23 protein-coding genes, 1 pseudogene and 1 riboswitch are annotated in these 24,385 nt (G+C 73.4%); of the genes and pseudogenes, 14 read left to right on the top strand and 10 right to left on the bottom strand.

The annotated features are described in order from the left end of the window. The first annotated feature begins 34 nt into the window (after positions 1-34). Positions 35-439, top strand: coding sequence for a cytochrome c oxidase subunit 4 (locus BLASA_RS09470; protein WP_014375900.1), 405 nt, complete (start codon positions 35-37; stop codon positions 437-439). 746 nt (positions 440-1,185) lie between these two features. On the opposite strand, the gene BLASA_RS09475 is transcribed toward BLASA_RS09470, so the two are convergent. From BLASA_RS09475 to BLASA_RS09490, 4 genes are all read right to left on the bottom strand, one after another. Next, positions 1,186-2,871, bottom strand: a complete 1,686-nt coding sequence (locus BLASA_RS09475) for a cytochrome b (RefSeq protein ID WP_014375901.1) — start codon at positions 2,869-2,871, stop codon at positions 1,186-1,188. Beyond that, positions 2,871-3,983 (bottom strand): ubiquinol-cytochrome c reductase iron-sulfur subunit, encoded by a 1,113-nt coding sequence (locus tag BLASA_RS09480; protein ID WP_014375902.1) that lies wholly within the window; start codon positions 3,981-3,983, stop codon positions 2,871-2,873. Before BLASA_RS09480 ends, BLASA_RS09475 begins: the two co-directional genes overlap by 1 nt. A 73-nt stretch (positions 3,984-4,056) precedes the next feature. Then, a complete protein-coding gene (locus BLASA_RS26260) occupies positions 4,057-4,899 on the bottom strand; it encodes a cytochrome c (protein WP_014375903.1) in 843 nt (280 codons plus the stop codon). A 7-nt stretch (positions 4,900-4,906) separates the two neighbouring features. Next, positions 4,907-5,533, bottom strand: a complete 627-nt coding sequence (locus tag BLASA_RS09490) for a cytochrome c oxidase subunit 3 (RefSeq protein WP_197536281.1) — start codon at positions 5,531-5,533, stop codon at positions 4,907-4,909. Positions 5,534-5,657: 124 nt separating this feature from the next. On the opposite strand from BLASA_RS09490, the gene BLASA_RS09495 reads away from it, so the two are divergent. Both BLASA_RS09495 and trpD read left to right on the top strand, forming a co-directional pair. Next, entirely contained in the window at positions 5,658-6,086 is a 429-nt protein-coding gene (locus BLASA_RS09495) for a hypothetical protein (RefSeq protein ID WP_014375905.1), read from the top strand. Next, positions 6,083-7,141, top strand: coding sequence for an anthranilate phosphoribosyltransferase (gene trpD, locus BLASA_RS09500; RefSeq protein ID WP_014375906.1), 1,059 nt, complete (start codon positions 6,083-6,085; stop codon positions 7,139-7,141). The genes BLASA_RS09495 and trpD overlap by 4 nt, the downstream gene beginning before the upstream one ends. A gap of 19 nt (positions 7,142-7,160) precedes the next feature. Here trpD and BLASA_RS09505 read toward each other — a convergent pair whose 3' ends face one another. Both BLASA_RS09505 and BLASA_RS09510 read right to left on the bottom strand, forming a co-directional pair. Continuing rightward, on the bottom strand, positions 7,161-7,448 hold the full coding sequence (locus BLASA_RS09505) for an Lrp/AsnC family transcriptional regulator (RefSeq protein WP_014375907.1): 288 nt from the start codon (positions 7,446-7,448) through the stop codon (positions 7,161-7,163). Beyond that, positions 7,445-9,226, bottom strand: coding sequence for a DEDD exonuclease domain-containing protein (locus BLASA_RS09510; RefSeq protein ID WP_014375908.1), 1,782 nt, complete (start codon positions 9,224-9,226; stop codon positions 7,445-7,447). Before BLASA_RS09510 ends, BLASA_RS09505 begins: the two co-directional genes overlap by 4 nt. 1,207 nt (positions 9,227-10,433) lie before the next feature. On the opposite strand from BLASA_RS09510, the pseudogene BLASA_RS26575 reads away from it, so the two are divergent. From BLASA_RS26575 to BLASA_RS09540, 6 genes and pseudogenes are all read left to right on the top strand, one after another. Next, positions 10,434-10,565: pseudogene (locus tag BLASA_RS26575) on the top strand (hypothetical protein); the annotation flags it as partial. A gap of 240 nt (positions 10,566-10,805) precedes the next feature. Further along, positions 10,806-11,216, top strand: a complete 411-nt coding sequence (locus BLASA_RS25920; protein ID WP_231839593.1) for a M15 family metallopeptidase — start codon at positions 10,806-10,808, stop codon at positions 11,214-11,216. A gap of 32 nt (positions 11,217-11,248) precedes the next feature. Continuing rightward, positions 11,249-11,566: a hypothetical protein gene (locus BLASA_RS09525; RefSeq protein WP_014375911.1), complete on the top strand. Its 318-nt coding sequence runs from the start codon at positions 11,249-11,251 to the stop codon at positions 11,564-11,566. Between the two features lie 185 nt (positions 11,567-11,751). Further along, positions 11,752-11,931: riboswitch (cyclic di-AMP (ydaO/yuaA leader) on the top strand. A gap of 145 nt (positions 11,932-12,076) precedes the next feature. Then, a complete protein-coding gene (locus tag BLASA_RS09530; protein ID WP_231839594.1) occupies positions 12,077-13,033 on the top strand; it encodes a C40 family peptidase in 957 nt (318 codons plus the stop codon). Positions 13,034-13,132: 99 nt separating this feature from the next. Then, positions 13,133-14,398, top strand: a complete 1,266-nt coding sequence (locus BLASA_RS09535; protein WP_014375913.1) for a M48 family metallopeptidase — start codon at positions 13,133-13,135, stop codon at positions 14,396-14,398. Then, positions 14,395-15,531 (top strand): glycosyltransferase family 4 protein, encoded by a 1,137-nt coding sequence (locus BLASA_RS09540; RefSeq protein WP_014375914.1) that lies wholly within the window; start codon positions 14,395-14,397, stop codon positions 15,529-15,531. Before BLASA_RS09535 ends, BLASA_RS09540 begins: the two co-directional genes overlap by 4 nt. 73 nt (positions 15,532-15,604) lie before the next feature. On the opposite strand, the gene BLASA_RS09545 is transcribed toward BLASA_RS09540, so the two are convergent. Next, a complete protein-coding gene (locus tag BLASA_RS09545; RefSeq protein ID WP_014375915.1) occupies positions 15,605-17,398 on the bottom strand; it encodes an AMP-dependent synthetase/ligase in 1,794 nt (597 codons plus the stop codon). A gap of 156 nt (positions 17,399-17,554) precedes the next feature. Between BLASA_RS09545 and BLASA_RS09550 the strand changes: the two genes are divergently transcribed. Genes BLASA_RS09550 through BLASA_RS09565 form a run of 4 tightly spaced genes read left to right on the top strand, consistent with a single transcriptional unit; the run spans position 17,555 to position 20,443 of the window. Next, entirely contained in the window at positions 17,555-17,986 is a 432-nt protein-coding gene (locus tag BLASA_RS09550; protein WP_014375916.1) for an SRPBCC family protein, read from the top strand. Between the two features lie 5 nt (positions 17,987-17,991). Further along, a complete protein-coding gene (locus tag BLASA_RS09555; protein WP_014375917.1) occupies positions 17,992-19,140 on the top strand; it encodes an ion transporter in 1,149 nt (382 codons plus the stop codon). After that, complete coding sequence (locus BLASA_RS09560; RefSeq protein ID WP_014375918.1) at positions 19,137-19,457, top strand: hypothetical protein; 321 nt, start codon at positions 19,137-19,139, stop codon at positions 19,455-19,457. Before BLASA_RS09555 ends, BLASA_RS09560 begins: the two co-directional genes overlap by 4 nt. After that, complete coding sequence (locus tag BLASA_RS09565; RefSeq protein ID WP_014375919.1) at positions 19,454-20,443, top strand: ROK family glucokinase; 990 nt, start codon at positions 19,454-19,456, stop codon at positions 20,441-20,443. Before BLASA_RS09560 ends, BLASA_RS09565 begins: the two co-directional genes overlap by 4 nt. A gap of 140 nt (positions 20,444-20,583) precedes the next feature. On the opposite strand, the gene BLASA_RS09570 is transcribed toward BLASA_RS09565, so the two are convergent. The 3 genes from BLASA_RS09570 to BLASA_RS09580 form a co-directional block, all read right to left on the bottom strand. Beyond that, on the bottom strand, positions 20,584-21,837 hold the full coding sequence (locus BLASA_RS09570; RefSeq protein WP_014375920.1) for a TIGR00300 family protein: 1,254 nt from the start codon (positions 21,835-21,837) through the stop codon (positions 20,584-20,586). Between the two features lie 80 nt (positions 21,838-21,917). Further along, on the bottom strand, positions 21,918-22,598 hold the full coding sequence (locus BLASA_RS09575) for a hypothetical protein (protein ID WP_014375921.1): 681 nt from the start codon (positions 22,596-22,598) through the stop codon (positions 21,918-21,920). Further along, on the bottom strand, positions 22,595-23,413 hold the full coding sequence (locus BLASA_RS09580) for an alpha/beta hydrolase (protein ID WP_014375922.1): 819 nt from the start codon (positions 23,411-23,413) through the stop codon (positions 22,595-22,597). Before BLASA_RS09580 ends, BLASA_RS09575 begins: the two co-directional genes overlap by 4 nt. A gap of 110 nt (positions 23,414-23,523) precedes the next feature. Between BLASA_RS09580 and BLASA_RS09585 the strand changes: the two genes are divergently transcribed. Beyond that, positions 23,524-24,285, top strand: coding sequence for a lysophospholipid acyltransferase family protein (locus tag BLASA_RS09585; protein WP_231839595.1), 762 nt, complete (start codon positions 23,524-23,526; stop codon positions 24,283-24,285). Positions 24,286-24,385: the final 100 nt, after the last annotated feature.

Below are 24,385 nucleotides of genomic sequence, written 5' to 3' on the forward strand. Positions count from 1 at the left end.
CCCGGACCGCACAGACGCACGAGGAGGCACGGCCGTGAAGGTCGAGGCACTGATCTTCAACCTGATCGCGGTGTTCTGCTTCGTCTCCGCGGTCGTCTACGGATTCTGGTCGATGGAGCCCATCGGCACGACGGCCCTGGCGCTGTCCGGCGGGCTGACCCTGCTCATCGGCGGGTTCTTCTGGTTCGTCTCGCGCCGCATCGACGCTCGTCCGGAGGACCGCAAGGACGCAGAGATCGCCGACGGCGCCGGCGAGCTGGGCTTCTTCAGCCCGGCCAGCTACTGGCCGTTCGGCCTGGCGCTGTCCGTGGCGCTGACCGGCCTGGGCGTCGCCTTCTGGTACTACTGGCTGCTCCTCATGGGTGCCGTAGCCGTGGTGATCACCGTGGGCGGTCTGCTCTTCGAGTACTACGTGGGGCAGAACGCCCAGCAGAGCTGATCTGCTCGGCACCGAACGTACGAGGGCTCCTTCCGCGGGTAGGTGGAAGGAGCCCTCGCCCGTTCGCGGCAGTGGTTGCCGGCGCGCGCGGGCTTCCCGGGAGGATCGGTCCGCGGGCGCCGGCGTCGGCTGGCCAGGGCAGCGGTTCCCGGCGCCGCCCCGTGTCCCAGGAGGACGCGGGCGCGGCCCACATCCGTTGTGTGGGCGCGCCCGTACGCGGGCCGAGCCGCGCCCGGGGGGTGACGTCGCCGTGCGCGCTCCGGACGGCGCGATGCGGGCTCCGGACGGGATCGCGCCGGCTCTTACCGTTCCGCGAGGGCGTCGCTGAGGCCTGCGGCCCGGCCTTGACCGTCGCGCCGCGGTAGACCGGCTGGAAAAGGTGGCGGACCGTCGCAGGTCTGGGACGGGTCCCTGGAGACGTAGGTCTGCGGACGTCAGGGTCGCTCTGCACGGACGAACGAAGCCGGGCGCTCACCGCGCGACGCGGGTGTGCAGGAGCGACGGGTAGGCGCCCGCCATGACGTGACGCCGCGGCGGGGGAGTGCCGCAGACAGCAAGGGCTCGACGCCGGCGTGACGTCGACGCCTGGCGCTGGTCGCGACCCGGCGCCGCACCCAGCGGTCAACTGTCGCTCGCCAGGCCCTTCGCTGCCGACCAGTGGCGACCGGCGAACACCCATCCCGACGGCCCGACAACCGCGAAGGGCCCCGGTGATGTCCACCGGGGCCCTTGCGTGCCGTGCTCGATCAGTCGCGCGGATCCTGTGGACGGCCGCCGTCGGACGGGCGGCCACCCTCGGAAGGACGCCCCGATGTGGTCAGCTCGCGGCCAGGCTCGCCGGACGACAGACCTCGGCCTTCTCGCTGCTGCTCGAGCTCGACCGCGGTCGGCTCCTCCGTGGGGGAGAAGAAACCCCGGATCGCCCGACGGGCGCCACCGGCCTGGTTCATCCGCTTGGGGACCGGAGCGCCGCCGTACGCGAGCTGGCCGTGACCGTGCTCGTCCACCGGTCCGAGCGGCTGGTGGACCTCGATGAACTCGCCATGCGGGAGCCGGCGGATGACACCGGTCTCGATCCCGTGCTCGAGGACCTCGCGGTCGTGCTGCTGGAGGCCCAGGCAGATCCGGTAGGTGAGCACGTAGGCGATCGGCGGGAGCACGATCAGCCCGATCCGCCCGGCCCAGGTCATCGCGTTCAGGCTGATGTCGAACTTGTCCGCGACGACGTCGTTGCCACCGGAGACCAGCAGCACGACGTAGAAGGTGATCGCCATCATGCCCAGTGACGTCCGCACCGGGACGTCCCGCGGTCGCTGGAGCAGGTGGTGCGACGCCGTGTCGCCGGTCAACTTGCGCTCGATCATCGGATACAGCAGCAGCAAGGTGAACAGGATCCCCGGCAGGACGAGCGTCGGCCAGAACAGCGCCGGGATCGTGTAGTCACCGGGGAGGTTGATGTCCCAGGCGGGGAAGAGCCGCGTCGACCCGTCGAGGAACATGACGTACCAGTCGGGCTGGGACGCGGCCGAGACCATGGCCGGGTTGTACGGGCCCCACAGCCAGACGGGGTTGATCTGCACCAGACCGCCGAGTGCGGCGCAGACACCGAAGACGACGAAGAGCAGGCCGGTGGCCTTGCCGGCGAAGGTGGGGAAGAGGCGGTTGCCGACGACGTTGTGCTCGGTGCGGCCCGGGCCGGGGAACTGGGTGTGCTTCTGCTTCACGAGGATGAGCAGGTGCGCCGCGATGAGCGCCAGCAGGATCGCCGGGATGAGCAGCACGTGGATGATGTAGAAGCGGCCGATGATCACCTCACCGACGAAGTCGCCACCGAACACCGCCCAGTGCGCCCACGTCCCGATGACGGGGATGGCCAGGATGATGGCGCTGATGATGCGCAGCCCGGTCCCCGACAGCAGGTCGTCGGGGAGGGTGTACCCGGTCGCGCCCTCGAGGAGCGCCAGGATCATCAGCAGCACGCCGATGATCCAGTTCGTCTCGCGGGGGCGCCGGAACGCGCCGGTGAAGAAGATGCGCAGCAGGTGGACGACGATCGAGGCCACGAACAGCAGTGCGGCCCAGTGGTGCAGCTGGCGCATGAAGAGCCCGCCGCGGACGTCGAAGGAGATGTCCAGCGTCGAGGCGTAGGCGATCGACATGTCCAGGCCGCGCAACGGGTCGTAGGACCCGTCGTAGACGACCTCGACCATCGACGCCTGGAAGAAGAACGTGAGGTAGGTGCCCGACAGCAGCAGGATGATGAAGCAGTAGAGGGCGATCTCCCCGAGCAGGAACGACCAGTGGTCGGGGAAGACCTTGTTGAGCGTGCGCCGGACGGGCCCGGCGACGATCAGGCGGTCGTCGATCTCGTACGCGGCCTTGCCGAGCTTCGTGGTCGGGGCGCCCGGCGCCGAGGCGGTGCGAGCTGCCATCAGATGCGCTCCCGGTTCCAGTAGGTCGGGCCGACAGGCTCAATGTAGTCGCTGCGGGCGACGAAGAATCCTTCGTCGTCGACAGTGATCGGGAGCTGCGGCAGCGAGCGGGTGGCCGGCCCGAAGACCGGCTTGGCGCCCTCGGTCACCAGGAACTGCGACTGGTGGCAGGGGCAGAGCAGCCGGCCGGTCTCCTGCTCGTACAGCGACACCGGGCAACCGGCGTGCGTGCAGATCTTGGAGTAGGCGACGTAGTCGCCGTACCCGAAGCCCGACTGACCCGCACGAGGCCGGTTCTCCTCGGTCTGCTCGGGCCGGAGCCGGATGAGCATGGTGGCGGCGTCGGACTCGAAGTTGCCACCGGGCACGGCCGGGAAGACCGTCTCCAGGGAGCCGGGCTGCTGGTCGCCGGGGCGGACCGGGGAGCCGTCGATGCGCAGCAGCCGGACGCCCTCGGCCCACGAGGTGCGGCCGAGCGGGTTGCCGGTGTTCGGGTTCTTGATCAGGCCACCGAGCGGGGCCAGCAGCATGACGCCGACGGCCGCGCCCATGAAACCCAACGATCGGGTGATCAGCTTGCGCCGGGGCAGCCCGCTGTTGTGGTAGCCACCCACCAGCGTGGCACCCGTGGTGACGCGGTCGAAATGCGAGCCGTCGTGCTTGTCCTGCACCGCGGTCTCGTGCGGCAGCAGCTTCTTGGTGTAGAGCACCAGGCCGACGCCCACCAGGGTGAGCGACAGACCCATGAACAGCCCCAGGAGCGGGGTGAACAGCGCGCTCCAGACAGTGCCGTCCTCCGCCCACGACCACTCGGGGAGGAACCATCCGGAGCCGATGTAGACCACCAGGAACAGCAGGGCGGAGACGCCCGCGAGGGCGAAGCTCCAGCCGACCTGGCGGACCGCCCGCTTCTCGAGGCGCGAACCGGGTTCGGGGCCCGGGTCGACGTGGAGGACCTCCACGCCGTCGTACCGGGCACCGAGCAGGTCGAGGTCCTCGCGGCTCATGGCGGAGAGCTGCTCGGGGGTGTAGTCCTCGTCCGGGCCGCCGTGCAACGGCCCCTCGATGTCCGCGCCGCCGGTCGAGCCGGGGCGGGTGTCGCGCGTGCTCACGCTTCCTCCTCGCCGGCGGTCGTGAACAGCGACCGCGCAGCTGCCGTGTCGATCGATGAGCCCGCCAGCGTGCTCACGCCTTGCTCCCCATCCAGAAGATCCCGAACATCATGGCGCTGATCCCGACGACCCAGATGACCAGGCCCTCGGCGACCGGGCCCATGCGGCCGATGCCGGCACCGCCCGGGTCGGCCATGTTGTCGATCGTCTGGACGTAGGTGATGATCGCCCGCTTCTCCTCGGGGGTGAGCTGGTTGTCCCCGAACACGGGCATGTTCGAGGGCCCGGAGAGCATCGCGGTGTAGATCTCCAGATCGTTCGAGCCCTCCAGGCTGGGCGCCGCCTTTCCGGAGGACAGGGCGCCGCCCTGACCGACGAAGTTGTGGCAGGACGAGCAGTTGAGCCGGAAGAGCTCACCGCCCTCGGCCAGGTCGCCGTTGCGGAGGTCGCCCGAGGGGAGGGTGGGGCCGCCGCCGTTGGCCTGGACGTAGGCCATCAGCTGGTCGATCTCCTCGTCGGAGAAGACCCTCGGCTTGTCCGGCGCGTCGGCCTCCTGGCGCACGAGCGGCATCCGCCCGGTGTGCACCTGGAAGTAGACCGAGGCCTCGCCGACGCCGATCAGCGACGGGCCCCGGTTCGGAACGCCCTCGAGGTTCTCGCCGTGGCAGCTGATGCAGCTGCGCTCGTACAGCTCGCGCCCGGCCGCCTCGGCGGCGGACTCGCTCGTGGTCTCGTCCGCGGCCTGGGCCGGGGCGAAGACGGAGTACAGCGCGCCGGTCAGGACCAGCGAGGCCATCAGCCCGGCGACGTTGGCCAGGCGGCGGCGCTGCTTGGAACGGCGCCGTGCCCGGGCCCGGCCGACCGGGGAGCCGGCGTCGTCGAGCGGGGCTTCGGAGTGCGGGTTCGTGGTGGACACCGGTTCCCTAGCGGATCAGGTAGATCGTGGCGAAGAGCCCGACCCACACGACATCGACGAAGTGCCAGTAGTAGGAGACCACGATCGCCGAGGTCGCCTGTGCCGGCGTGAAACGGCCCATGGTGGACCGGATGAGCACGTAGACGAAGGCGACGAGCCCACCGATGACGTGCAGGGCGTGGAAGCCCGTCGTGATGTAGAAGACCGAGCCGTACGTGGACGACGAGATGGTGGTGCCGTGCGCGACCAGCTCGCGGTACTCGTTCGCCTGTGCGAGCACGAAGACCAGGCCCATCACGAACGTGATGGTGAACCAGCGGCGCAGGCCGTAGACGTTCCCGTTCTCCGCCGCGAAGACACCGAACTGGCAGGTGACCGAGGAGAGCACGAGGATCACGGTGAAGAACGTGGCGTACGGCAGGTTCAGCTCGGTGGGTTCCGGCGGCCAGCCGCTCTCGGCGCCGGCCCGGGCTCGGGCGGTGAAGTACATGGCGAACAGGCCGGCGAAGAACATCAGCTCGCTGGCGAGCCAGATGATCGTGCCGACGCTGACCATGTTCGGTCGGGTCAGGGAGTGCACCCGCGATGTGTCGAAGGTGCTGCTCGCGACGGGGGCCGTTGTCACGGGGCTCATCATGGCACCGGCATGCCCCCGTCACGACCGCGGGTGCGGTGGGCGTGGCGTCACCGTGACCGGCTCGATACCGACTTGCCGGAGTTGGCCTGCGACAACGGCCCGGGGCACTAGGCTCGGCCACGTGAGTGCTGCCGAGAACTCCGCCGCGCCGGCGACCGTGCTCCTCTACAGCCACCGTCCCGAGGTGCGCGACGCCGTCCGGACGGCGGTGGGCCGGCGTCCGGCCGCCGACGTGGGGCCGATCACCTGGCTGGAGTGCTCGTCCGGTGACGAGGTCGTCGCCGCCGTGGATGCCGGCGGCATCGACCTCTGCGTGCTCGACGGCGAGGCGCAACCCACCGGAGGCCTCGCGCTGACCCGGCAGCTGGAGGTCGAGGTCGCCGACCGGCCGGCGATCTGCGTGCTCATCGCCCGGCAGCCCGACCGCTGGCTGGCGCACTGGTCCCGGGCCGAGGCGACCCTCGCGTTCCCCGTCGACCCGCTGGTCGCCCCCGAGGTGGTGGCCGATCTCCTCCGCAGCCACGCGCGGCGCGCCGCGGTCGGCCCGTGACGCGGTCGGTGCCGTCCCCCGCACCGTCGTGGCCGGGGCTGCTCAACCGCCTCCTGGCCGGTCAGGACCTGTCCGCCGAGGACACGCGCTGGGCGATGCGTGAAGTGATGACCGGCGAGGCGACGCCGGCCCAGGTGGCGGGGTTCACCGTGGCCCTGCGCGCCAAGGGCGAGGCTCCTGAGGAGGTCGCAGGGCTGGCCACCGAGATGCTGGCCCAGGCGACGCCGGTCGAGCTGCCGCTGGACTGCGTCGACATCGTGGGCACCGGCGGCGACGGAGCTCACACCGTGAACATCTCCACGATGGCCGCGGTGGTCACGGCTGCTGCCGGCGCGCCGGTGGCCAAGCACGGCAACCGCGCCGCGTCCTCGTCGTCGGGCGCGGCGGACGTGCTCGAGGCGCTGGGTGTGGTCATCGATCTGCCCGCGGCAGGTGTGGCGCACTGCGTCCGCGAGGCGGGCATCGGTTTCTTCTTCGCGCCGGTGTTCCACCCGGGCATGCGCTACGCCGGGCCCGCCCGGAGGGAGATGGGGATCGCCACCGTCTTCAACTTCCTGGGCCCGCTCACCAACCCTGCCCGGCCGGTCGCGGCGGCCATCGGCTGCGCCAACCTGCGGATGGCGCCGGTGCTGGCCGAGGTCCTGGCGGCGCGGGGAACCCGGGCGCTGGTCTTCCGTGGCGACGACGGCCTGGACGAGCTGACGACGGCCACGACCTCGGCGGTGTGGACGGTGCGGGACGGCGCGGTCGAGGCCGAGCGCCTGGACCCGTCGGCCCTGGGCATCGAGGTGCCCGGGCGCGATGCTCTGCGGGGCGGTGACGCGCGGGCCAACGCGGACGTGTTCCGTCGCGTGGTGGACGGTGAGCGCGGGCCGGTGCGGGACGCGGTGCTGCTCAATGCGGCGGCCGCCCTGGTGGCCTTCGACGAGCGGCCGGCACGGCTGCACGAGGCCCTCGCGGCAGGGTTGCAGAAGGCCGCCGCCGCAGTCGACGACGGTCGGGCGTCGGCCCTGCTGGACCGCTGGATCGACGTCAGCCGGGCCGCTCGGGGCTGACGGAGGACCGGACGCCGCTTCAGTCGGCGCTGTCGACGCCGATGGAGAACGCGGCCTCCAGATCGTGCCGCGAGAAGGCGCGGAAGGCGATGTGCGTGTCGGTGTCCACCACGCCCGGCACCTTGTTGATGCGGCCGGCGATGACCTCGGCGACCTGCTCGAACTCGCGGACGCGGACGATGGCGATCAGATCGGCATCACCGGCGACGGAGTAGACCTCGCTGACTCCGTCGAGCTCGGCGACGGCCTGCGCGACCTCCGCGATCGAGTCGGTGCTGGCGTCGATCATCACGATGGCGGTGATCACGCCGAGGATGCTATCCGTTCCGGCCGCGCGCGGGTGCCCAGCGACCGACCGTCGGCGAACGGGTCGCGGGCGTCGCGGCCGGTCTCCACGCGCGCGAGGAAGCCGCTGTAGGCGCCGGTGCCGGGTGCGGGGCTGGCCAGCGTCCCGGTGAGCTGCACCAGGCGGGTGCCGGGCTTCTCCAGCCAGCGGAGCACCAGTTCGGTCTCGTCCACCGACGTGGTCCGTTCGCCGTCCGCCCCGGCCACCGTCTCCGCCGTCGCCAGCAGCACCGGGAGGACGCTCCGGACCGTGGTCCCCCGGGGGGCGTTGCCGGCGGCCGCCAACCGTCCCAGCCGGACGACCGACAGCTCCCAGCCGCCGTCACCGTCGGGACGGGCCAGCACCAGCTCCGGGACGGCGGCCAGGGACGCCAGCCGCTGCCGCCGCCGCACGGCGCGGACGAGGACCGCGATCCGGTCGCGCAGCACGGCGGCGTCCTCGTACCGTTCCTCCCCGGCGAGCCGGTCCACCCGCGCGATCAGCGGGGCGAGCAGCGGCTGCGGATCGGAGGTGACCGCGGCGGCGAAGACGCCGGCGGCATCGGCGTACTCCAGGACCGACTGCGCGCCGGTGCACGGCGCACCGCAGCGGCCCATGCCGGCCAGCGCGCAGGCGCTGATCGGGGTCCGGGGGGACAGCCGCGCGGTGCACTGCCGCAACGGCAGGGCCTCGTGCACGGCGGCCACGGCCGCATCGGCCGCCCGGCGGTCGGGGAACGGCCCCAGGAACACCCCGGCGTCGGGTCGTACCCGCCGCACGACCGACAACCGCGGGAAGGGCTCCTCGGTGAGCCGGACCCACAGTGCCCGCTCCGGGAAGCGGGAGCGGCGGTTGTACCGGGGCTTGTGCTGGGCGATCAGCCGGAGCTCGCGGACGGCCGCCTCAAGGGCGTGCGCGCAGGGAACGGCGTCCACCCGCTGGGCCAGGGCCACCATCTCGGTGATCCGGCTCCGCTGCTCCCCGGAGGTGAAGTAGCTGCGGACCCGGCTGCGCAGGTCGGTGGAGGTGCCGACGTAGAGCGGCTCGTCGCGGGGCCCGCGGAAGAGGTAGACACCGGGGCCGTGGGGGACGCCGTCGGCCAGGTCCCGCTTGCGCCGGCGCTCGGGGTCGACCTGACGGGTCAGCCCGGTGAGCTCCTCGAGCGTGGTGACCCCGAGCGGGCCGAGCCGCTCGAAGAGGCCGTGCAGGACGTCGACGGTGGCACGGGCGTCGTCGAGCGCCCGGTGGGTCGGCGAGGTGGTGGCGGAGAAGTACGGGGCGAGGGTGGCGAGTTTGCAGTTCGGGACCTCGTCGCGGCTGAGCAGCCGGCGGGCCAGGACGGCGGTGTCCACCGAGGCCGCAGCCGGCCAGGCCAGCCCGTTCTCCGCGCAGGCGGCCTTGAGGAACCCGAGGTCGAACGGTGCGTTGTGCGCCACCAGCACCGCGCCGCGGGCGAACTCGAGGAAGGACGGCAGGACCGAACCGATGCGCGGCGCCGCCGCGACCATGGAGGACGTGATCCCGGTGAGCACGCTGATGTACGGGGGGATCGCGTGGCCGGGGTCGACCAGGGTCTGGAACTCGCCGAGCACCTGGCCGCCGCGGACCTTCACCGCCCCGATCTCGGTGATCGCGCTGTCCTTGGGGGAGCCACCGGTGGTCTCCAGGTCGACGACGACGAAGGTGACCTGCGCGAGCGGCGTGCCGACCTCGTCGATGGTGACCTGCTGGTAGCGCGGTGATGCGGGGGAGGGTGGCACGGGGCGGACGCTAGGTCGGGGTGCTGACAGTCGGGGGGACGCGCGCCGTCGGGGCCGGCGCCGACGACCCCCCGACCGGGCGGTTCCGGGCACCGCGCGGGCCTTTCACCTGGCGTTTCCCGCCTCGGGACGACACCATGCGTGCCGGTGCTGGCGCCGTCGCTGCGTCCGCCGGTCGGACACGTGAAGGTGGTGCCATACTCGCCGGCCCCTGGCGGCGCCGCCGTGCGCGGGCGCGGTACCGCGTCGCGACGGCCGTGCTGGTGGCGTGCGTGGTCGCGCTGCTGCCCGGTGCAACGGCGTCGGCCGCCCCCAGCGGCCAGCCGGGCGGTACCTCCGGGGTGCTCGACAGCCGCGACCTCGATCGCCTGCAACGGCGGGCGGCGGAGGTGCAGGAGGGGCTGCGCGCCCAGCAGGCCGACGTGGTGGCCGCACGGGAGGCGCTGGCAGCGGCCCAGTCGGCGGTGGAGGCGTCGCGGCACGTCCTCGCCGACGCGCAGGGCGCGCTGGCGGTGCACCAGCGGGAGATCGCCGGGTACGCGCGTGCGATCTACCGCGACGGTGGCGCGCTCACTCCGCTGACGATCCTGCTCGGCGGGGGCGATCCCGGCGAGGTCGTCTCCGCCATGGGGTTCCTCGACGCCGTCGATGCGCACGCCGCAGAGGTCATCGCGGTGGCCGAGGGACACCGGCGGGCGGCCCTCGAGGAGCGACGACGGGCGCAGGCCGCCCTGGACCAGGCGCGGGCGCGGGCCGACGAGGTGGCCACCCGGGTGGCCGAGCTCGAGGCGGCCGCCGAGGCGGTGACCGCCGAGCTGGGCCAGGCGCTGGAGGTGGTGGATGGCCAGCTGGAGAGCCTGCAGCGGGAACAGGTGGCGGTCAACGAGCGGACCGCGGTCAACTGGCGGGCCTACGTCGAGCAGCTGACGGGGGCGGGGGTCGCCGCGCTACCGGCCGCGGTACTGCGCGACCCCGTGCGCACCCTGCCCGATCGGCTCGTGCCGGTCGCGGCGGCCGGCGGTGGCGCGCAGCGGGGCGTGGCCCAGTTGCCCGGCCGACCCAGCTCTCTGCTGGTGCTGCCCGCGGAGACCCTCACGGCGGTCAGCGCAGCGATGGAGGCGCTGGGGCGGCCCTACGCCCCCGGGACGGCCGGCCCCGATCGTGGGACTGCGGAGCTCTGGTGCAGGCGGCCTACCAGCGGGCCGGCGTGGCGCTCCCGGCCAGCCAGGGCGAGCTGTTCGCCCGGGTGGCGCCGGTCGCCCCTGCGGACGTGCTCCCCGGTGACCTGGTCTTCCTGGGCTCGCAGGAAGCGCGGCTCGGGCACGTCGGGCTGGCCCTCGACCCGCGCACCATGCTCGCCGCGGACGCCCGGGCCGGTGCCGTGGTGGTGCGGTCGCTCCCCGGGGACCAGGTGCTGGCCGTCGGGCGCCCACCCCTCGGCCTGCGTGCTCCGGTACCCGTGCCGGCCCCGGCCGCCGGCGCGCTGCGCACCGAGTGCGGCACCACCGTCTACCCGCCGAGCTACGACGGCGCCCGGTCCTGGGGTGGCTATCCCAACGGGCTGATTCCCCCGAGCGCGATGTGCTCCCTCGGCTCCGCCGGGCACGTGCTGCGCTGCGACGCGGCGGCCGCCTACCGGGCGATGTCGGCGGCCTACGCCGCGGCTCTCGGCGCTCCGATCTGCATCACCGACTCCTACCGGACCTACGCCGGCCAGGTGCGGTTGTACGGGCAGAAGCCGGCGCTCGCGGCGGTGCCCGGAACGAGCAACCACGGCTGGGGGCTGGCGGTGGATCTCTGCGGCGGCATCCAGGCGTTCGGCACCCCCCAGTACGCCTGGATGGTGGCGAACGCCGGTTCAGATTCCTGCACCCCACGTGGGCTGATCCCGGCACCGGCCGCGAGGAGCCCTGGCACTGGGAGTACGCGGGCAGCTGAGAGCGGCCCGGGTGCCGGCGGCCGCGGCGGAATTGTCGGTGCCTCCTCCTAGCGTGCGGAACGACTCACGGAGGAGAAGAAGCGATGCTCATCGACTGCGACACCTGCACCGCCCGGGGGACCGGCTGCGCCGACTGCGTGGTCACCGTCCTGCTCGGGGCCCCGCCGGGATGGCAGGGGGTCGATCCGGTCGTGGTGCCGATGACCGGGCGCACCGGTGGTCCTGCACCGGTCACCGCCGAGGACGTCGTGCTCCCGCCGCCCGGCGTGGTGGTGGAGTTCGACGACGTGGAGCGCCGGGCTGTCCGCGCGCTGGCCGAGGGGGGCCTGGTGCCCCCGCTGCGTCACCGCGACGGCGCCGACGGCCACGGCGGCGAGGGATCCGGACGGCGCACGGGCTGATCGTCCCGTGCCCGTCGGAGCGGCCGCAGATACACCCGTCCGGGTGTATCCCGAGGTAGGCGCGCCGTACGGGGCGGGATGCCGTCCCACCCGTTCTCACCGTTCCCGTTTGTCACAGGCACATCAAGGTCGTTAGGGTCGTCGCCGTTCGGCCGGGTGGTCGTCACCCGTCGAGGGGTGGCCTCGACCGAACACCGCCTAATCACCGCGCGGCGTGCAGTCCCGGCGCCCGGGGTGTACCGGGGACCCACCGCAGTTCTGGGGTGAGTTCTCCCGCGGCCGGCTCGCCGGTGCGTGGGGGATAGGGCCAGTCTTCCCAGCCCGAACCCGTCAGCTAACTCGGTCGGCGGTAGCTGAGGAAGAAACGGAGAGCCGCCGCACGTGGCGACCCCAGACGCACCCCTGAGGCATGTCCGCGAACAGCGCCACACCGAACGCGAGGTGGCTTTCACGCGGAGTCCCCGCTCGGGGGCGTTGCGCTCCGGTCTCCTGGTCAGCGCCGTCGCTGCCGTGACCGTGACCCTGCTGCCGGCCACGGCGTCCGCCGTCCCCGATGAGGTCAGGACCGCCGACCAGGCGGCCGCCCGGGTGGCCGAGGCCAGCCACGAGCTCGAGGTCGTCTCCGAGCAGCTCAACGATGCACGGGTCGTCCTCGCCGGGCACCAGGCCGCGGCGACGACCGCCGGCGCGGCCGTCGTCGCCGCGGAGGGTCAGCTCGCGGCCCTCGACGGGCAGATCCGCCAGCTGGCCCGCAGTGCCTACACCGGCAGCGGCATGTCCCCGCTCGACCTCCTCCTGACCAGTGACTCGACCGACGAGCTGATCTTCTCCCTGGGCACCCTCGATGCGATCGCGGAGCACACCGACGAGGTGCTCACCGAGGTGGAGCAGGCGGCCGAGGTGGCCGACGAGTCGCGGGAGGCGGCGGCCGCCGCCACCGCCGCGGCGCAGGGCGTCGTGGACGAGATCACCGTCACGCGGCAGGAACTCGAGCGCAGGATCGCCGACTACCAGCGGCAGTACGACGCACTCACCGCCCAGCAGCAGGAGGAGGTGGCCCGCGCGCACGGAGGTGAGAGCCTCCCGGCGCCCAGCGGCGTGACCGCCCCCAGCTCCGCGGCGCAGGTGGCCGTCGACACCGCTCTCGCGCAGGCCGGCGACCCGTACGTGTGGGGCGCCGGTGGTCCGAACGCCTTCGACTGCTCCGGGCTGACGTCCTACGCCTACGCCGCGGCCGGGGTGATGCTGCCGCACTCCAGCCGGATGCAGTCGCAGATGGGTGTTCCGGTCTCCCGTAGTGAACTGCAGCCGGGCGACCTGCTCTTCTTCTACAGCCCGGTCAGCCACGTCGCCATGTACATCGGCAACGGGCAGATGGTGCACGCCTCGACCTCCGGCCAGCCGGTCAAGGTGGCGAGCGTGACAGCGATGGGCAGCTTCAACAGCGCCCGCCGCATCGTCGGCTGACAGTCGCGGGAGCATCGCAGCGAGCGCCGGCGCCCTCTCCGGAGGTCACCGGCCCTCGTCGTCCCGGCGCCCGGTCCGACGCCGCCTAGGATCGGCCGGGTGAACGCTCGCCGGGCCGCCCTGGTGGCCGCGGCCGTCCTCGGGATCGCCGTCGTCGTGGTGATCGTCGTCCGCACCCCGTGGGACGTCCTCCCGGAGCCGCCGGGCGGGTACACCGAACCGGACCCCACCGCCGGGCTGGGCGCCGACCGGATCGAGCGCGCGGAGGCCTTCGCCGCCGCGCTGCGGCCGGCGTCCCTCGTCGCGATCGTGCTCGGGCTGGCGGTCTCGGCGGTCCTCGGGCTGACCCCGCTGGGTGGGCGGCTGGTGCGGGCCGTGGCGGCTCCGCTGGGCGGCCGATGGTCCACCCAGGTGCTGGTGGGGGTCCCCGTACTGGTCGCCATCGGGCGGCTCGTCACGTTGCCGGTGTCGGTCTACGCGGAGACGGTCCGGCACCGGTACGGCCTCTCCACCCGCGGCTGGGGGCTCTGGCTGCGTGACGTCGCCGTCTCGGTGGCCATCAGCGCGGTGCTGACGACGCTCGTGGTCCTGATGTTCCTGTGGCTGGTCCGCCGGGCCCCGCGCTCCTGGTGGGCGTGGGCCGCCGGTGCGACCGCGGCCCTGGTGGTGGTCGGCTCCTTCCTCTATCCGGTCGTGATCGAGCCGGCCTTCAACGAGTTCGAGTCGCTGCCGGTCGGCGAGCTCCGGAGCGACCTGCTGGCGCTTGCGGAGGAGAACGGCACGCCGGTCCAGGACGTCCTGGTCTCCGACGCCTCCCGGCGGACCACGGCGCTGAACGCCTACGTCTCCGGTTTCGGCGCCACCCGGCGGATCGTCGTCTACGACACGCTCCTCGGTGAGTTGCCGGACGAGGAGATCGAGGCGATCGTGGCGCACGAGCTGGGGCACGTCGCCACCGACGACATCCTGACCGGCACGCTGATGGGCGCGCTGGGCGCCGGGGCGGCCGTGGCGCTGCTCGGCTGGCTGCTCAGCTGGATGCCGCTGCTGCGGCGGGCCGGGGCCGAGTCGCCCGGCGATCCCCGCGTGGCACCGCTGCTCCTGCTCCTCGTCACCGTGGGCACGCTCCTGGCCACTCCGGTGCAGAACCTGGTGTCCCGGCAGATCGAGGCGCGGGCCGACCTGCGCGCCCTGGAGCTGACCGGCGACGCGGAGGCGTTCATCGGCATGCAGCGACGGCTGGCGGCGACCAACCTGGCCGACCCCGATCCGCCGGCGGCGTGGCACTGGTACTTCGGCAGTCATCCCACCGCCGCGCACCGGATCGCCATGGCCGAGGACTGGCAGCGGCTGGAGGGCGGGTGACCCGCACCCTCGTCGTCACGAACGACTTCCCGCCGCGGCAGGGCGGGATCCAGACGTTCGTCGCGGCGCTCCTGGAGCGCCGTCCGCCGGACTCCCTGGTGGTGCTGGCGTCGGACTCACCGGGATCCGCTGAGCACGACGCGGCCCTGCCGTACCCCGTCGTGCGCCGGCCCACCGGGATGCTGCTGCCCACGCGCGCCACCGCCCGAGCGGCCGTGCAGCTGGCGGACCGGTTCGGCTGCGACACCGCGTTGTTCGGCGCGGCCGCGCCGCTGGGTCTGCTGGCCCCGCGGCTGCGGGCCGCGGGCGTCCGGCACCTCGTCGGCGCGACCCACGGCCACGAGACCGGGTGGGTGGCGCTGCCGGGCAGCCGGCAGCTGATGCAGCGGATCGCCTCGGGTCTCGACGTCCTCACCTACATCAGCGAGTACACCCGCGACCGGCTGGCGCCGGCGCTGGGGGAGCGCACGCGGCTGGCCCAGCTCTCGCCCGGCGTCGACGTCGACCGGTTCACCCCGGACGTCGACGGGGCCGCCGTGCGGCGCCGGTGGGGCCTCGGGGAGGCGCCCGTCGTCGTCTGCGTGTCCCGCCTGGTGGCGCGGAAGGGGCAGGACGTCCTCGTCGCCGGCTGGTCGCGGGTGCTGGCCAGCCACCCCGGGGCCCGGCTGCTCCTGGTCGGTGGCGGTCCCGCGGAGGCGTCCCTGCGTCGCGCGGTGACCGCCCGTGGCCTGCAGGACTCCGTGGTCCTCACCGGGCCGGTGGGCCACGACGAGCTGCCGCAGCACTACGCGGCGGGCGACGTCTTCGCCATGCCGTGCCGCACCCGCCGCGGGGGACTCGACGTCGAGGGGCTCGGGATGGTGTTCCTGGAGGCCGCGGCATGCGGGCGTCCGGTCGTCGCCGGCACCTCCGGTGGAGCACCCGAAGCGGTCCAGGACGGCGTCACCGGGCACGTCGTCGACCCGCGGTCACCGGGCGCCGTGGCGGACGCGCTGAGCGGGCTGCTGGACGACCGCGAGCGGGCCCGTGCGATGGGCGAGGCCGGGCGCGCCTGGGTGGAGGCGCGCTGGTCCTGGACCACCATCGCGGCCGACTTCGCGCGCCTGCTGGAGCCCGGCTGCGACCAGGCATAGGAACCACTACCTACGTCGGTGGGCCCGGGGACGCAGGTAGTGGTTCCTCTGCCTACTGGTACGGAGTCGGCGCTCAGCGCGCGTACAGGGAGTCGACCTCGGAGCCGAACTCCTTCATGACCACGTTCCGCTTGAGCTTCAGGCTCGGCGTCAGCATCCCGTTGTCCTCGGTGAAGTCGGTGCCCAGCACGGTGAACCTCTTGATCGCCTCGGCCTGCGAGACGGCCTTGTTGGCGTCCTTCACCGCGGCGTCGAGCTCGGCGAGCACCTCGTTGTCCTCGCGCAGCTGCGCAGGCGTCAGGCCGGCGTCCTTGCCCTTGGACGCCAGCCACTGCGGGAGCGCCTCCTCGTCGAGGGTGATCAGCGCCGCGATGTACGGGCGCTGGTCGCCGACGACGATGCACTGGCTGACGAGACGGTGGGCCCGGATCCGGTCCTCGAGGACAGCCGGGGCGACGTTCTTGCCGCCCGCGGTCACCAGGATCTCCTTCTTGCGGCCGGTGATCGTCAGGAAGCCGTCGTCGTCCAGCTCGCCGATGTCGCCGGTGCGGAAGAAGCCCTCGGCGTCGATGGCCTCCTTCGTGGCCTCCTCGTTGCGCCAGTAGCCGCGCATGACGATGCCGCCCTTGATGAGCACCTCGCCGTCCTCGCCGATGCGGAACTCGACGCCGGGCAGCGGGCGCCCGACGGTGCCGATGCGCAGTGCCTCGTCGTGGTTGACCGACGCGGCGGCGGTGGTCTCGGTCAGGCCGTAGCCCTCGAAGACGGTCACGCCGATACCGCGGTAGAAGTGGCCGAGCCGCTCGCCCAGAGGTGCGCCGCCGGAGATGGCGCCGAGGCAGCGCCCGCCGAGGGCGGCGCGCAGCTTGCCGTAGACGAGCTTGTCGAACAGCGCGTGCTGGGCGCGCAGGCCCAGCCCCGGGCCGCCGGTGTCCTGGGCGCGCGACCAGTCGATGGCCACCTGGGCGGCCTTGTCGAAGATCTTGCCCTTGCCGTCGCCCTCGGCCTTCGCCTTGGCCTGGTTGTAGACCTTCTCGAACACCCGCGGGACGGCGAGGACGAAGGTCGGCTTGAACTCGCCGAGGTCCTCGACCAGGTTCTTCACGTCCGGCGTGTGCCCGATGACGGTGCGGTTCTTGACCGCGCCGACCTGCAGGACCCGGGCCAGCACGTGCGCCAGCGGGATGAACAGCAGCAGCGAACCCTGCACGCCCATGAAGCGCTCGAGCAGCGTGATGCCGTTGCCGATCTCGAACAGGAAGTTCGCATGCGTCAGCTCGCAGCCCTTGGGCCGGCCGGTGGTGCCGCTGGTGTAGATCAGCGTCGCGAGGCTCTCGGCGTTCAGCGTGGCGCGACGAGCCGCGAGCTCGCTGTCCGGAACGTCCGCGCCGGCCGCGGTCAGCTGCTCGATCGCGCCGTCGTCGATGACGTGCACGGTCTTGAGGTCCGGCGCCTGGTCACGCACGGAGGCGATCGCCTCGGCGTGCTCGTCGCGTTCCACGACGGCGGCGGTGGCGCCCGAGTCGGCCAGGATCCAGGCGACCTGGTCGGCACTGGAGGTCTCGTAGATGGGGACGACGACGGCGCCGGCGGTCCAGATGGCGAAGTCGAGGACCGTCCACTCGTACCGGGTCTTGGCCTGCAGCGCGACCCGGTCACCGGCGGCCACGCCGGAGGAGATCAGCCCCTTGGCGACCCCGCGGACCTCCTCGCCGAACTGCTGCCAGGTGACGTCGGTCCACCGGCCGTCCACCTGACGGCGGAGGCCGACCTCGTCGCCGTGCTCGGCGACGTTGGTGGTGAGCATGTCGGTCAGGGCCTCGTCGGCTCCGACCCGGTAGGTCGCTGGAACGCTGAACTCGCGCACGCCCGGTCCTCTCCTTCCCGCCGGCCGCGGGCACCGTCGCCCGCGGCCCCGGAGCGGGAACGTCGGGCGTCAATCTAGCGGCTCGTGCTACCGGGCAGTAGCTCAGCGCTGTACCGAGGAGGGCCCACCGGGCCCGGAGCGGATAGCCTGCTGCCCATGGCGGACCAGTCCACCCAGTCGATCGTCATCGAGGCGCCTGCGGCGGAGGTCATGGCGGTGATCGCCGATTTCCCGTCGTACCCGCAGTGGGTCGCCGCCGCCAAGAAGGTCGAGGTGCTCGAGACGGGTGCGGACGGCCGGGCCCGCCAGGTGCACTTCGTGCTGGACGCCGGAGCCGTCAAGGACGACTACGTCCTCGAGTACACCTGGGACGACGACCGCCGGGTGGCCTGGACCCTGGTCCGGGGACAGATGCAGAAGCGCCAGGAGGGCTCGTACACCCTGGTCGAGACCGGGGGCCGGACCGAGGTGACCTACTCGATCACCATCGACCTCTCCATCCCGATGCTGGGGATGATCAAGCGCAAGGCGGAGAAGGTCATCCTGGACACCGCGCTCAAGGAGCTCAAGAAGCGCGTCGAGGCCTGACCCGCGTGCGCACGCTGCTGGTCACCGGCCCCGGAGGTGCCGGGACGTCGACCGTGGCGGCGGCCGCCGCGGCCAGGTCCGCGCTCGGCGGGCGACGCACGCTGCTGCTCACGCGGCAGGATCTCCCGGTGCCCGGCCTCGACGGGGTGCCCGGGCTGCGTACCCAACGGGTGGGTGGCAGCCGCGCCGTCCAGGACCTGTGGGACGCGCACGCCGACGCCCTGGGCGCCCTGCTGCCACACCTGACCCTCCCGCCCGCCACCTCGGTGGTGCCGCTGCCGGGTGCCGACGCCCTCGCCCTGCTCGCCGCGCTCGGCACGGCCGATGCCGAGGTGGTGGTGGTGGACGCCGGGCCGCTGCGCGACGGACTCGCCTTCGCGGCGCTCCCCGGAAGCCTCCGCTGGTGGCTCGACCAGGCCCTGCCCCCGACCGCGCGGGCGCTGGCGGCGGTCCGGACGGCGACCGTGGCCGCCGGCGCCGCCCGGCGCGGTCCGCTCGACGCCGTGCTGCACGTCGTCCCCGCGGTCGAGCGGCTGCTGGCGGCCGACCGGCTGGCCGACCCGGCCACCACGGCGGTCTGGCTCACCGCCGTTGCCCGCGAGGCCGCGGTTCCCGCGCACCGGAGGGCGGCGTCCGTGCTGGCTCTGCACGGGCTCCGGCCGGCCGCACTGGTCGCCCGGATGTTCCCCGCCGGGGGGACGGGGGAGTGGTGGGTGCGCCGGGCCGCCGAGCAGGACGCGGCGCTGGGCCGGCTCGCGGAGGTGGCCCCGCTGCACGCCGTCCCCGAGCTGCCGGGCACGCCGGCCGACGTGACCGACGCGGTGGCGTTGCTCGGCGGGCTGGACCTCCCCGAACGCGGCGGGCCGCCGGCCGCCACCCCGCAGCGGCGGCCGGGTGGGTGGCAGCTGACCGTGGCACTGCCCTTCGCCGACCGCGCGGAGGTGGGCCTGACCCGGTGGGGCGATGACCTCGTGATCGGCGTGCGAGAGGATCGGCGTTCGCTGCGCCTGGACTCGTTGCTGCGCCGGTGCGAGGTGACGGGGGGCCGGATGGTCTCGCCCGGAACCGCCGACGCGCGGCTGGAGATCAGCTTCCGCCCGGATCCGCAGCAGTGGCCGGCCGACCTCCTGGCGGCCGAGGGGAGGAACACATGACCACGGGTGCCGACTGGCTCGACCAGGCCCGCCGCCTGTTCGACGCCGTCCGCGCCAGCGCGGAGTCCCGCCCGGAGGCGGCCGAGGGCGCCCACGGCGACGACTGCCGCTGGTGCCCGGTCTGCCAGGCAGCGGCGGTGCTGCGGGGCGAGCGTCCGGAGGTGACCGCGGCCCTGGCCGACGTCCTCGCGACGACGGCGGCCGCGCTCCGCACCTTCGCGGAGGGCTCCGACGCGGCGTCCCCCGCCGAGCCGGCGCCGGCGGAGGAGGAGCGTCCCGAGGGGCAGCCGGACGTGCAGCGGATCGACATCGCGTGACCGAGCCAGACGGAACGGCGCGGCCGGCGCTCGGCATCGACATCGGTGGCACCAAGGTCGCGGGCGGGCTGGTCGCACCGGACGGCACGATCCTGGCCACCGCCCGGCGCGGTACGCCCGGGGCGTCGGTGCGCGAGACCGAGGACGCCATCGTCGCCGTCGTCGAAGAGCTGGCGGACGGGCACCCGGGCGAGCTCGTCGGGGTCGGCGTCGGCGCCGCCGGCTGGTTCGACCGGACGGGCGACACGGTCCTGTTCAGCCCGCACCTGGCGTGGCGGAACTCGACGCTGCGCAGGGACCTCGGCGCCCGGCTGCAGCGACCGCTCTGGGTCGGCAACGACGCCGACGCCGCCGCCTGGGCGGAGTACCGCTACGGAGCGGCGCGGGGCGCCGACCTGGCGCTGATGATCACCCTCGGAACCGGGATCGGCGGGGGCATCGTCCTCGACGGCCGGCTGCGCCGCGGGTCGCACGGCGTCGCAGGGGAGTGGGGGCACATGCGCGTGGTCCCCGACGGCCGGCTGTGCGCGTGCGGCAACCGCGGCTGCTGGGAGCAGTACGCCAGCGGCACGGCGCTGGGCCAGACCGCCCGCGAGGTCGCCCGCACCTCACCGGCCGCGGCCGCGGTGCTCCTGGAGCGGGTGGACTGCGAGCCGGACCGGCTCACCGGTGAGCACGTGGCCCGCGCCGCCTACGACGGCGACCCGCTGGCGCTGGAACTGGTGACCGAGGTGGGCTGCTGGCTCGGGCAGGGCATCGCCGACCTCGCCGCCGTGCTCGACCCCGAGGTGGTCGTGATCGGCGGCGGGGTGAGCGTGCTGGGCGAGATGGTGCTGGGCCCGGCCCGCGAGCGGCTGGACCGCGCACTGCCCGGCCGCGGATTCCGCCCCGGGCCGCGCATCGTCGCCGCCGCACTCGGAGCCCAGGCCGGCATCGTGGGCGCCGCCGACCTGGTCAGGCGCGCCGTCGCCGAGGGCGAGGCCTAGCCAGTACCGCGGCCACCCGGCAGCCGAACGGTGTGCGCGGACGGGCAGTTTCTGGACTGAGAACTGCCCGTTTGCGCACATCGTTCCGTCGGCGCGGCGCCTCTTAAGCCGCCTTCAGGGCGAACGTCTCTGGACCGGCACTACTCCTCCGGAGCCAGCTCGCGGGCGAGTTGCTCGAGGAACAGGCCGATGTCGGTGACGATGCCCATCGCCTGGGCGCTGCCGCGGTCGGCCAGCTTGGTCACCGTGGCCGGGTTGATGTCCACGCACACCAGCGGGATGGACGCCGGCAGCAGGTTCCCGGTCGCGATGGAGTGCAGCATGGTGGCGACCATGATCGCGAACCCGACGTCGTGCAGCTGGGCGCGCATCGCACGCTGACCATCGATGACGTCGGTGTGCACGTCGGGCAGCGGGCCGTCGTCGCGCACCGAGCCCACCAGCACGAACGGCTTGTCGGCTTCCACCATGGCGTGCATGACGCCGCCGGTGAGCACGCCGGAGTCGACGGCCGCCCGGATCGAGCCCGCGGCCCGGATCGTGTTGATCGCCCGGATGTGGTGCTCGTGCCCGTGCGGCACCCCGGACCCCTTCGCCAGGTCCACGCCCAGCGAGGTGCCGAACAGCGCCGCCTCGATGTCGTGGGTGGCCAGTGCGTTGCCGGCGAACAGGACGTCGACGTAGCCGGCCCGGACCAGGCGCACCATGGCGGGGGAGGCGCCGGTGTGGACCACCGCCGGCCCGCCGACCCACAACACCCGCTTGCCGGCGGCCTTCACCTCGCGCATCCGCTCGGCGATCTGCCGGACCAGCAGCGCCTGGGGCTTCTCGCTGGACACCGCCGAGGACATGAAGCCGAAGTCGTCCTCGTCGCCCCGCGGCGGCGCCGGTGGCAGTTCGACGCGGACCCCCGACGCGCCGCAGACCACGACGTCGCCGGCGCGCACGTCGCTCACCGGGACCGTGCGCACCGTGACCCTCCCACCCGCCCCGTCGCCGGCCTCCTCGGTGACCACCAGGCCGCAGTCCATCTCGGGGTTGGCCACCCGCAGCCACTCCCGGTCCAGCCGGACGAGGGTGTCGAGATTCGTCGTGGAGTAGAAGTCGTCGGGGAAGACCCCGGCGGCCGGGGCCGGCCGGGTGGTCGCGGTGCCCGGATCGACGGGATTCGCGCCGTGCACCTGGACGCGCATCAGGATGCGGTCCAGCCGCTCCACCCCGTCGGCACGGACCTCGATCCGCGCCGTCGACTCGTCCTCGTGCTCCCGGCCGAGGTCCAGGCTGGTGATCCGGTAGTCGCCGCCGTACTCCAGCACGTCGTCCAGGACGCGGGCGAGGACCCCGGTGTCCATGAGGTGGCCGGTCAGCGCGACCGTGGCGGTGTGCGAGCTCACCCGCCGCACGCTAGCGGAAGGACGCCGTCCTCTCGGCCTCCTGCGCGATGGGGACCCGGCCCGCCACCGTCGGCGACGCGCTAGACGACGGCGCCGTCGTCGCCGTCGTCCGAGCGGTCGCCCATGCGCGACACGAGCAGGGCGACGCCACCGGCGATGACGCCCACGCCGAGCACCAGGCCCACGTCGGCCGACAACCCCAGCACGCTGGGGACGCCGATCAGCAGGATTCCCGCGACGACGAGCAGCACGGCGTAGAGAGCGGCCGGTGCGGGCACCGGGAGCGGTGGCGGCGGCGGGGGCTCGTAGTGCTCGTCGGGTCGATCCAGGACCGGCACCTCGTGCGGCGGCGGCGGAGGGGCCTCGACCGGTGTGCCTCCGACGGGCCCGGGCCCGTGCTCGGCCTCGAACGCGGCGACGATCCGCCGCCACTCGGCGTCCTCGTCGACCGCGGGACGGCCGGTCTGCCGCACGACGCGCGGCTCGACGGGGTGCTCGTCGGCGTACTGGTCGACCAGTCCGCGCGCCTCGGCCCGGCGGGCCCGGTCGACGAACAGCCGGTCCGAGGGCGGACTGGGCAGGAACACCGACCGGGTGTAGGGGGCGACGTCGGCGGACGGCTCCAGGTAGGCGGCGATCCCGGCGGCCTCGAGGACGTCGAGCAGGTGCTCACCCACCCGCGGGTCCACGTCGCGCAACGGGCTCCACAGCGTCGCGTCGAGCCCGTTGTCGCGGCGGCCACGGCCCCGGCGGTCGGTCATCGGCGGTCCGCCGCGGACACGTCGGGCTGGTCGGCCGGGACGCGCTCGCGGATCCACTCCGCGGACCGGGCGAAGATCAGCGGGGCGTCGTTGTCGAGGGTGGCCACGTGGAAGCTGTTCTCGAGCAGCACCTCGGTGGTGTCCGCGCTGCCCACGCCGGCGAGCAGGATGGTGCTGTTGACCGGCTCCACGACGTGGTCCTCCACGCTGCGGAAGACGACCACGGGTGCGGTGACCCGGCCCAGGTCCGCCCGGGTCGCGGCCCAGAGGCCGCGGAGCTGCATCATCGCGCGGGTCGGCAGCTTGCGGTAGGCCAGCTCGGTGACGCCGGACTTCCTGATGTCGCTGGCGATCGGCGCCCAGCTGGGCGTGACGCGCGCCAGCAGGGGCAGCAGCTTGGCATCCAGCCGCTGGGTCAGCAGAGCGGGGTTCACCAGCAGCAGGCCGGCGACGTCGTCGGGCCGGACCTCGGCCAGCCGGGTGGCGAGCGTGCCACCCATCGAGAGGCCGGCCACGAACACGCGGTCGCAGCCGGCGGCGAGCTCGTCGAAGGCGCCCTCGACGGTCGCCGTCCACTGGTCGTGGGTGCAGGTGTTGCAGTCCTGCCAGCGGGTGCCGTGGCCGGGCAGCAACGGGCACCGCACCGCGAAACCCTCGGCGGCCAGGGCCTCGCCCCAGGGCCGCATGCTCATCGGCGTCCCCGTGAACCCGTGCACCAGCAGGACCCCGGTGCGGCCCTCGGGCCCGGGACCGCCCGGGAAGGAGAACGGCTCCGCACCGGCCATGACCTCGGCGGCAGGGGTCGGTCCGGGCACTGGTCCTCCTCGGCGTCCGGCGGGTGGTGCCGGTGTCGGCTAGCTCACGGTGGTGCCCGGATTGTGATTCGGGCCCCAGGATCCCTAGTCTGGCAGTCCCCGAGGGAGGCGTGTTGTTCTACTGGTTCCTCAAGTTCGTCGCGATCGGCCCCCTGGCGCGGGTCGTGTTCCGCCCGAAGGCGGAGGGCGCCGAGAACGTGCCCGCGACGGGCGCCGCGATCCTGGCGAGCAACCACCTGTCCGCCACCGACTGGATCTTCCTGCCGCTGCAGCTCAGGCGGCGGGTCACGTTCCTCGCGAAGGCGGAGTACTTCACCGGCACGGGCGTGAAGGGCTTCCTGCAGCGGGCGTTCTTCACCGGTGCCGGCCAGGTCCCGATCGACCGGTCCAGCGCCTCGGCCGCCGAGGGCGCCATCCAGACCGGCCTGCGGATCCTCCGGGAGGGCAAGCTCCTCGGGATCTACCCCGAGGGCACCCGCTCGCCCGACGGCCGGCTGTACCGCGGCAAGATCGGCGTCGCGCGCATGGCACTGGAGATCGGTGTGCCGGTCGTCCCCGTGGCGGTGGTCTACAGCTCCCGGCCGCTGCCGTTCGGCAAGAAGATCACCCGGGTGCGGGTCCGGTTCGGCGAGCCGCTGGACTTCAGCCGCTACGAGGGCCTGGCCGGCGACCGGTTCGTCGAGCGGTCGGTCACCGACGAGATCATGTACGAGATCATGACGCTGTCGGGTCAGGAGTACGTCGACGTCTACGGCGCGGCCGTGAAGAAGTCGATGGACGCCACCGGCGCCAGCGCGAACGAGGTCGTCGCCACCCTGCAGCCGCCGGCCGGTGAGGCCGCCGACCGCGCCCCCACCACCCTCGCCGGCTGACGCGCCTCCCGGGCGGGGCGCTTCCGCCGGACGCCCCACCGTCGGCCGGGTGACGGCGATCGGAGGGCGCCGCGGCGGGGCTGTCCCCGGCGTCCCGGCT

The sequence above is a fragment of the Blastococcus saxobsidens DD2 genome, assembly GCF_000284015.1.
Taxonomy (GTDB): Bacteria; Actinomycetota; Actinomycetes; order Mycobacteriales; family Geodermatophilaceae; genus Blastococcus; species Blastococcus saxobsidens_A.

Coding starts and splice junctions, on each gene's coding strand:
- BLASA_RS09475 (WP_014375901.1), bottom strand. CDS start 2,871: ATGGCAGCTCGCACCGCCTCGGCGCCGGGCGCCCCGACCACGAAGCTC.
- BLASA_RS09490 (WP_197536281.1), bottom strand. CDS start 5,533: ATGAGCCCCGTGACAACGGCCCCCGTCGCGAGCAGCACCTTCGACACA.
- BLASA_RS25920 (WP_231839593.1), top strand. CDS start 10,806: ATGTGCTCCCTCGGCTCCGCCGGGCACGTGCTGCGCTGCGACGCGGCG.
- BLASA_RS09525 (WP_014375911.1), top strand. CDS start 11,249: ATGCTCATCGACTGCGACACCTGCACCGCCCGGGGGACCGGCTGCGCC.
- BLASA_RS09550 (WP_014375916.1), top strand. CDS start 17,555: ATGGCGGACCAGTCCACCCAGTCGATCGTCATCGAGGCGCCTGCGGCG.
- BLASA_RS09560 (WP_014375918.1), top strand. CDS start 19,137: ATGACCACGGGTGCCGACTGGCTCGACCAGGCCCGCCGCCTGTTCGAC.
- BLASA_RS09575 (WP_014375921.1), bottom strand. CDS start 22,598: ATGACCGACCGCCGGGGCCGTGGCCGCCGCGACAACGGGCTCGACGCG.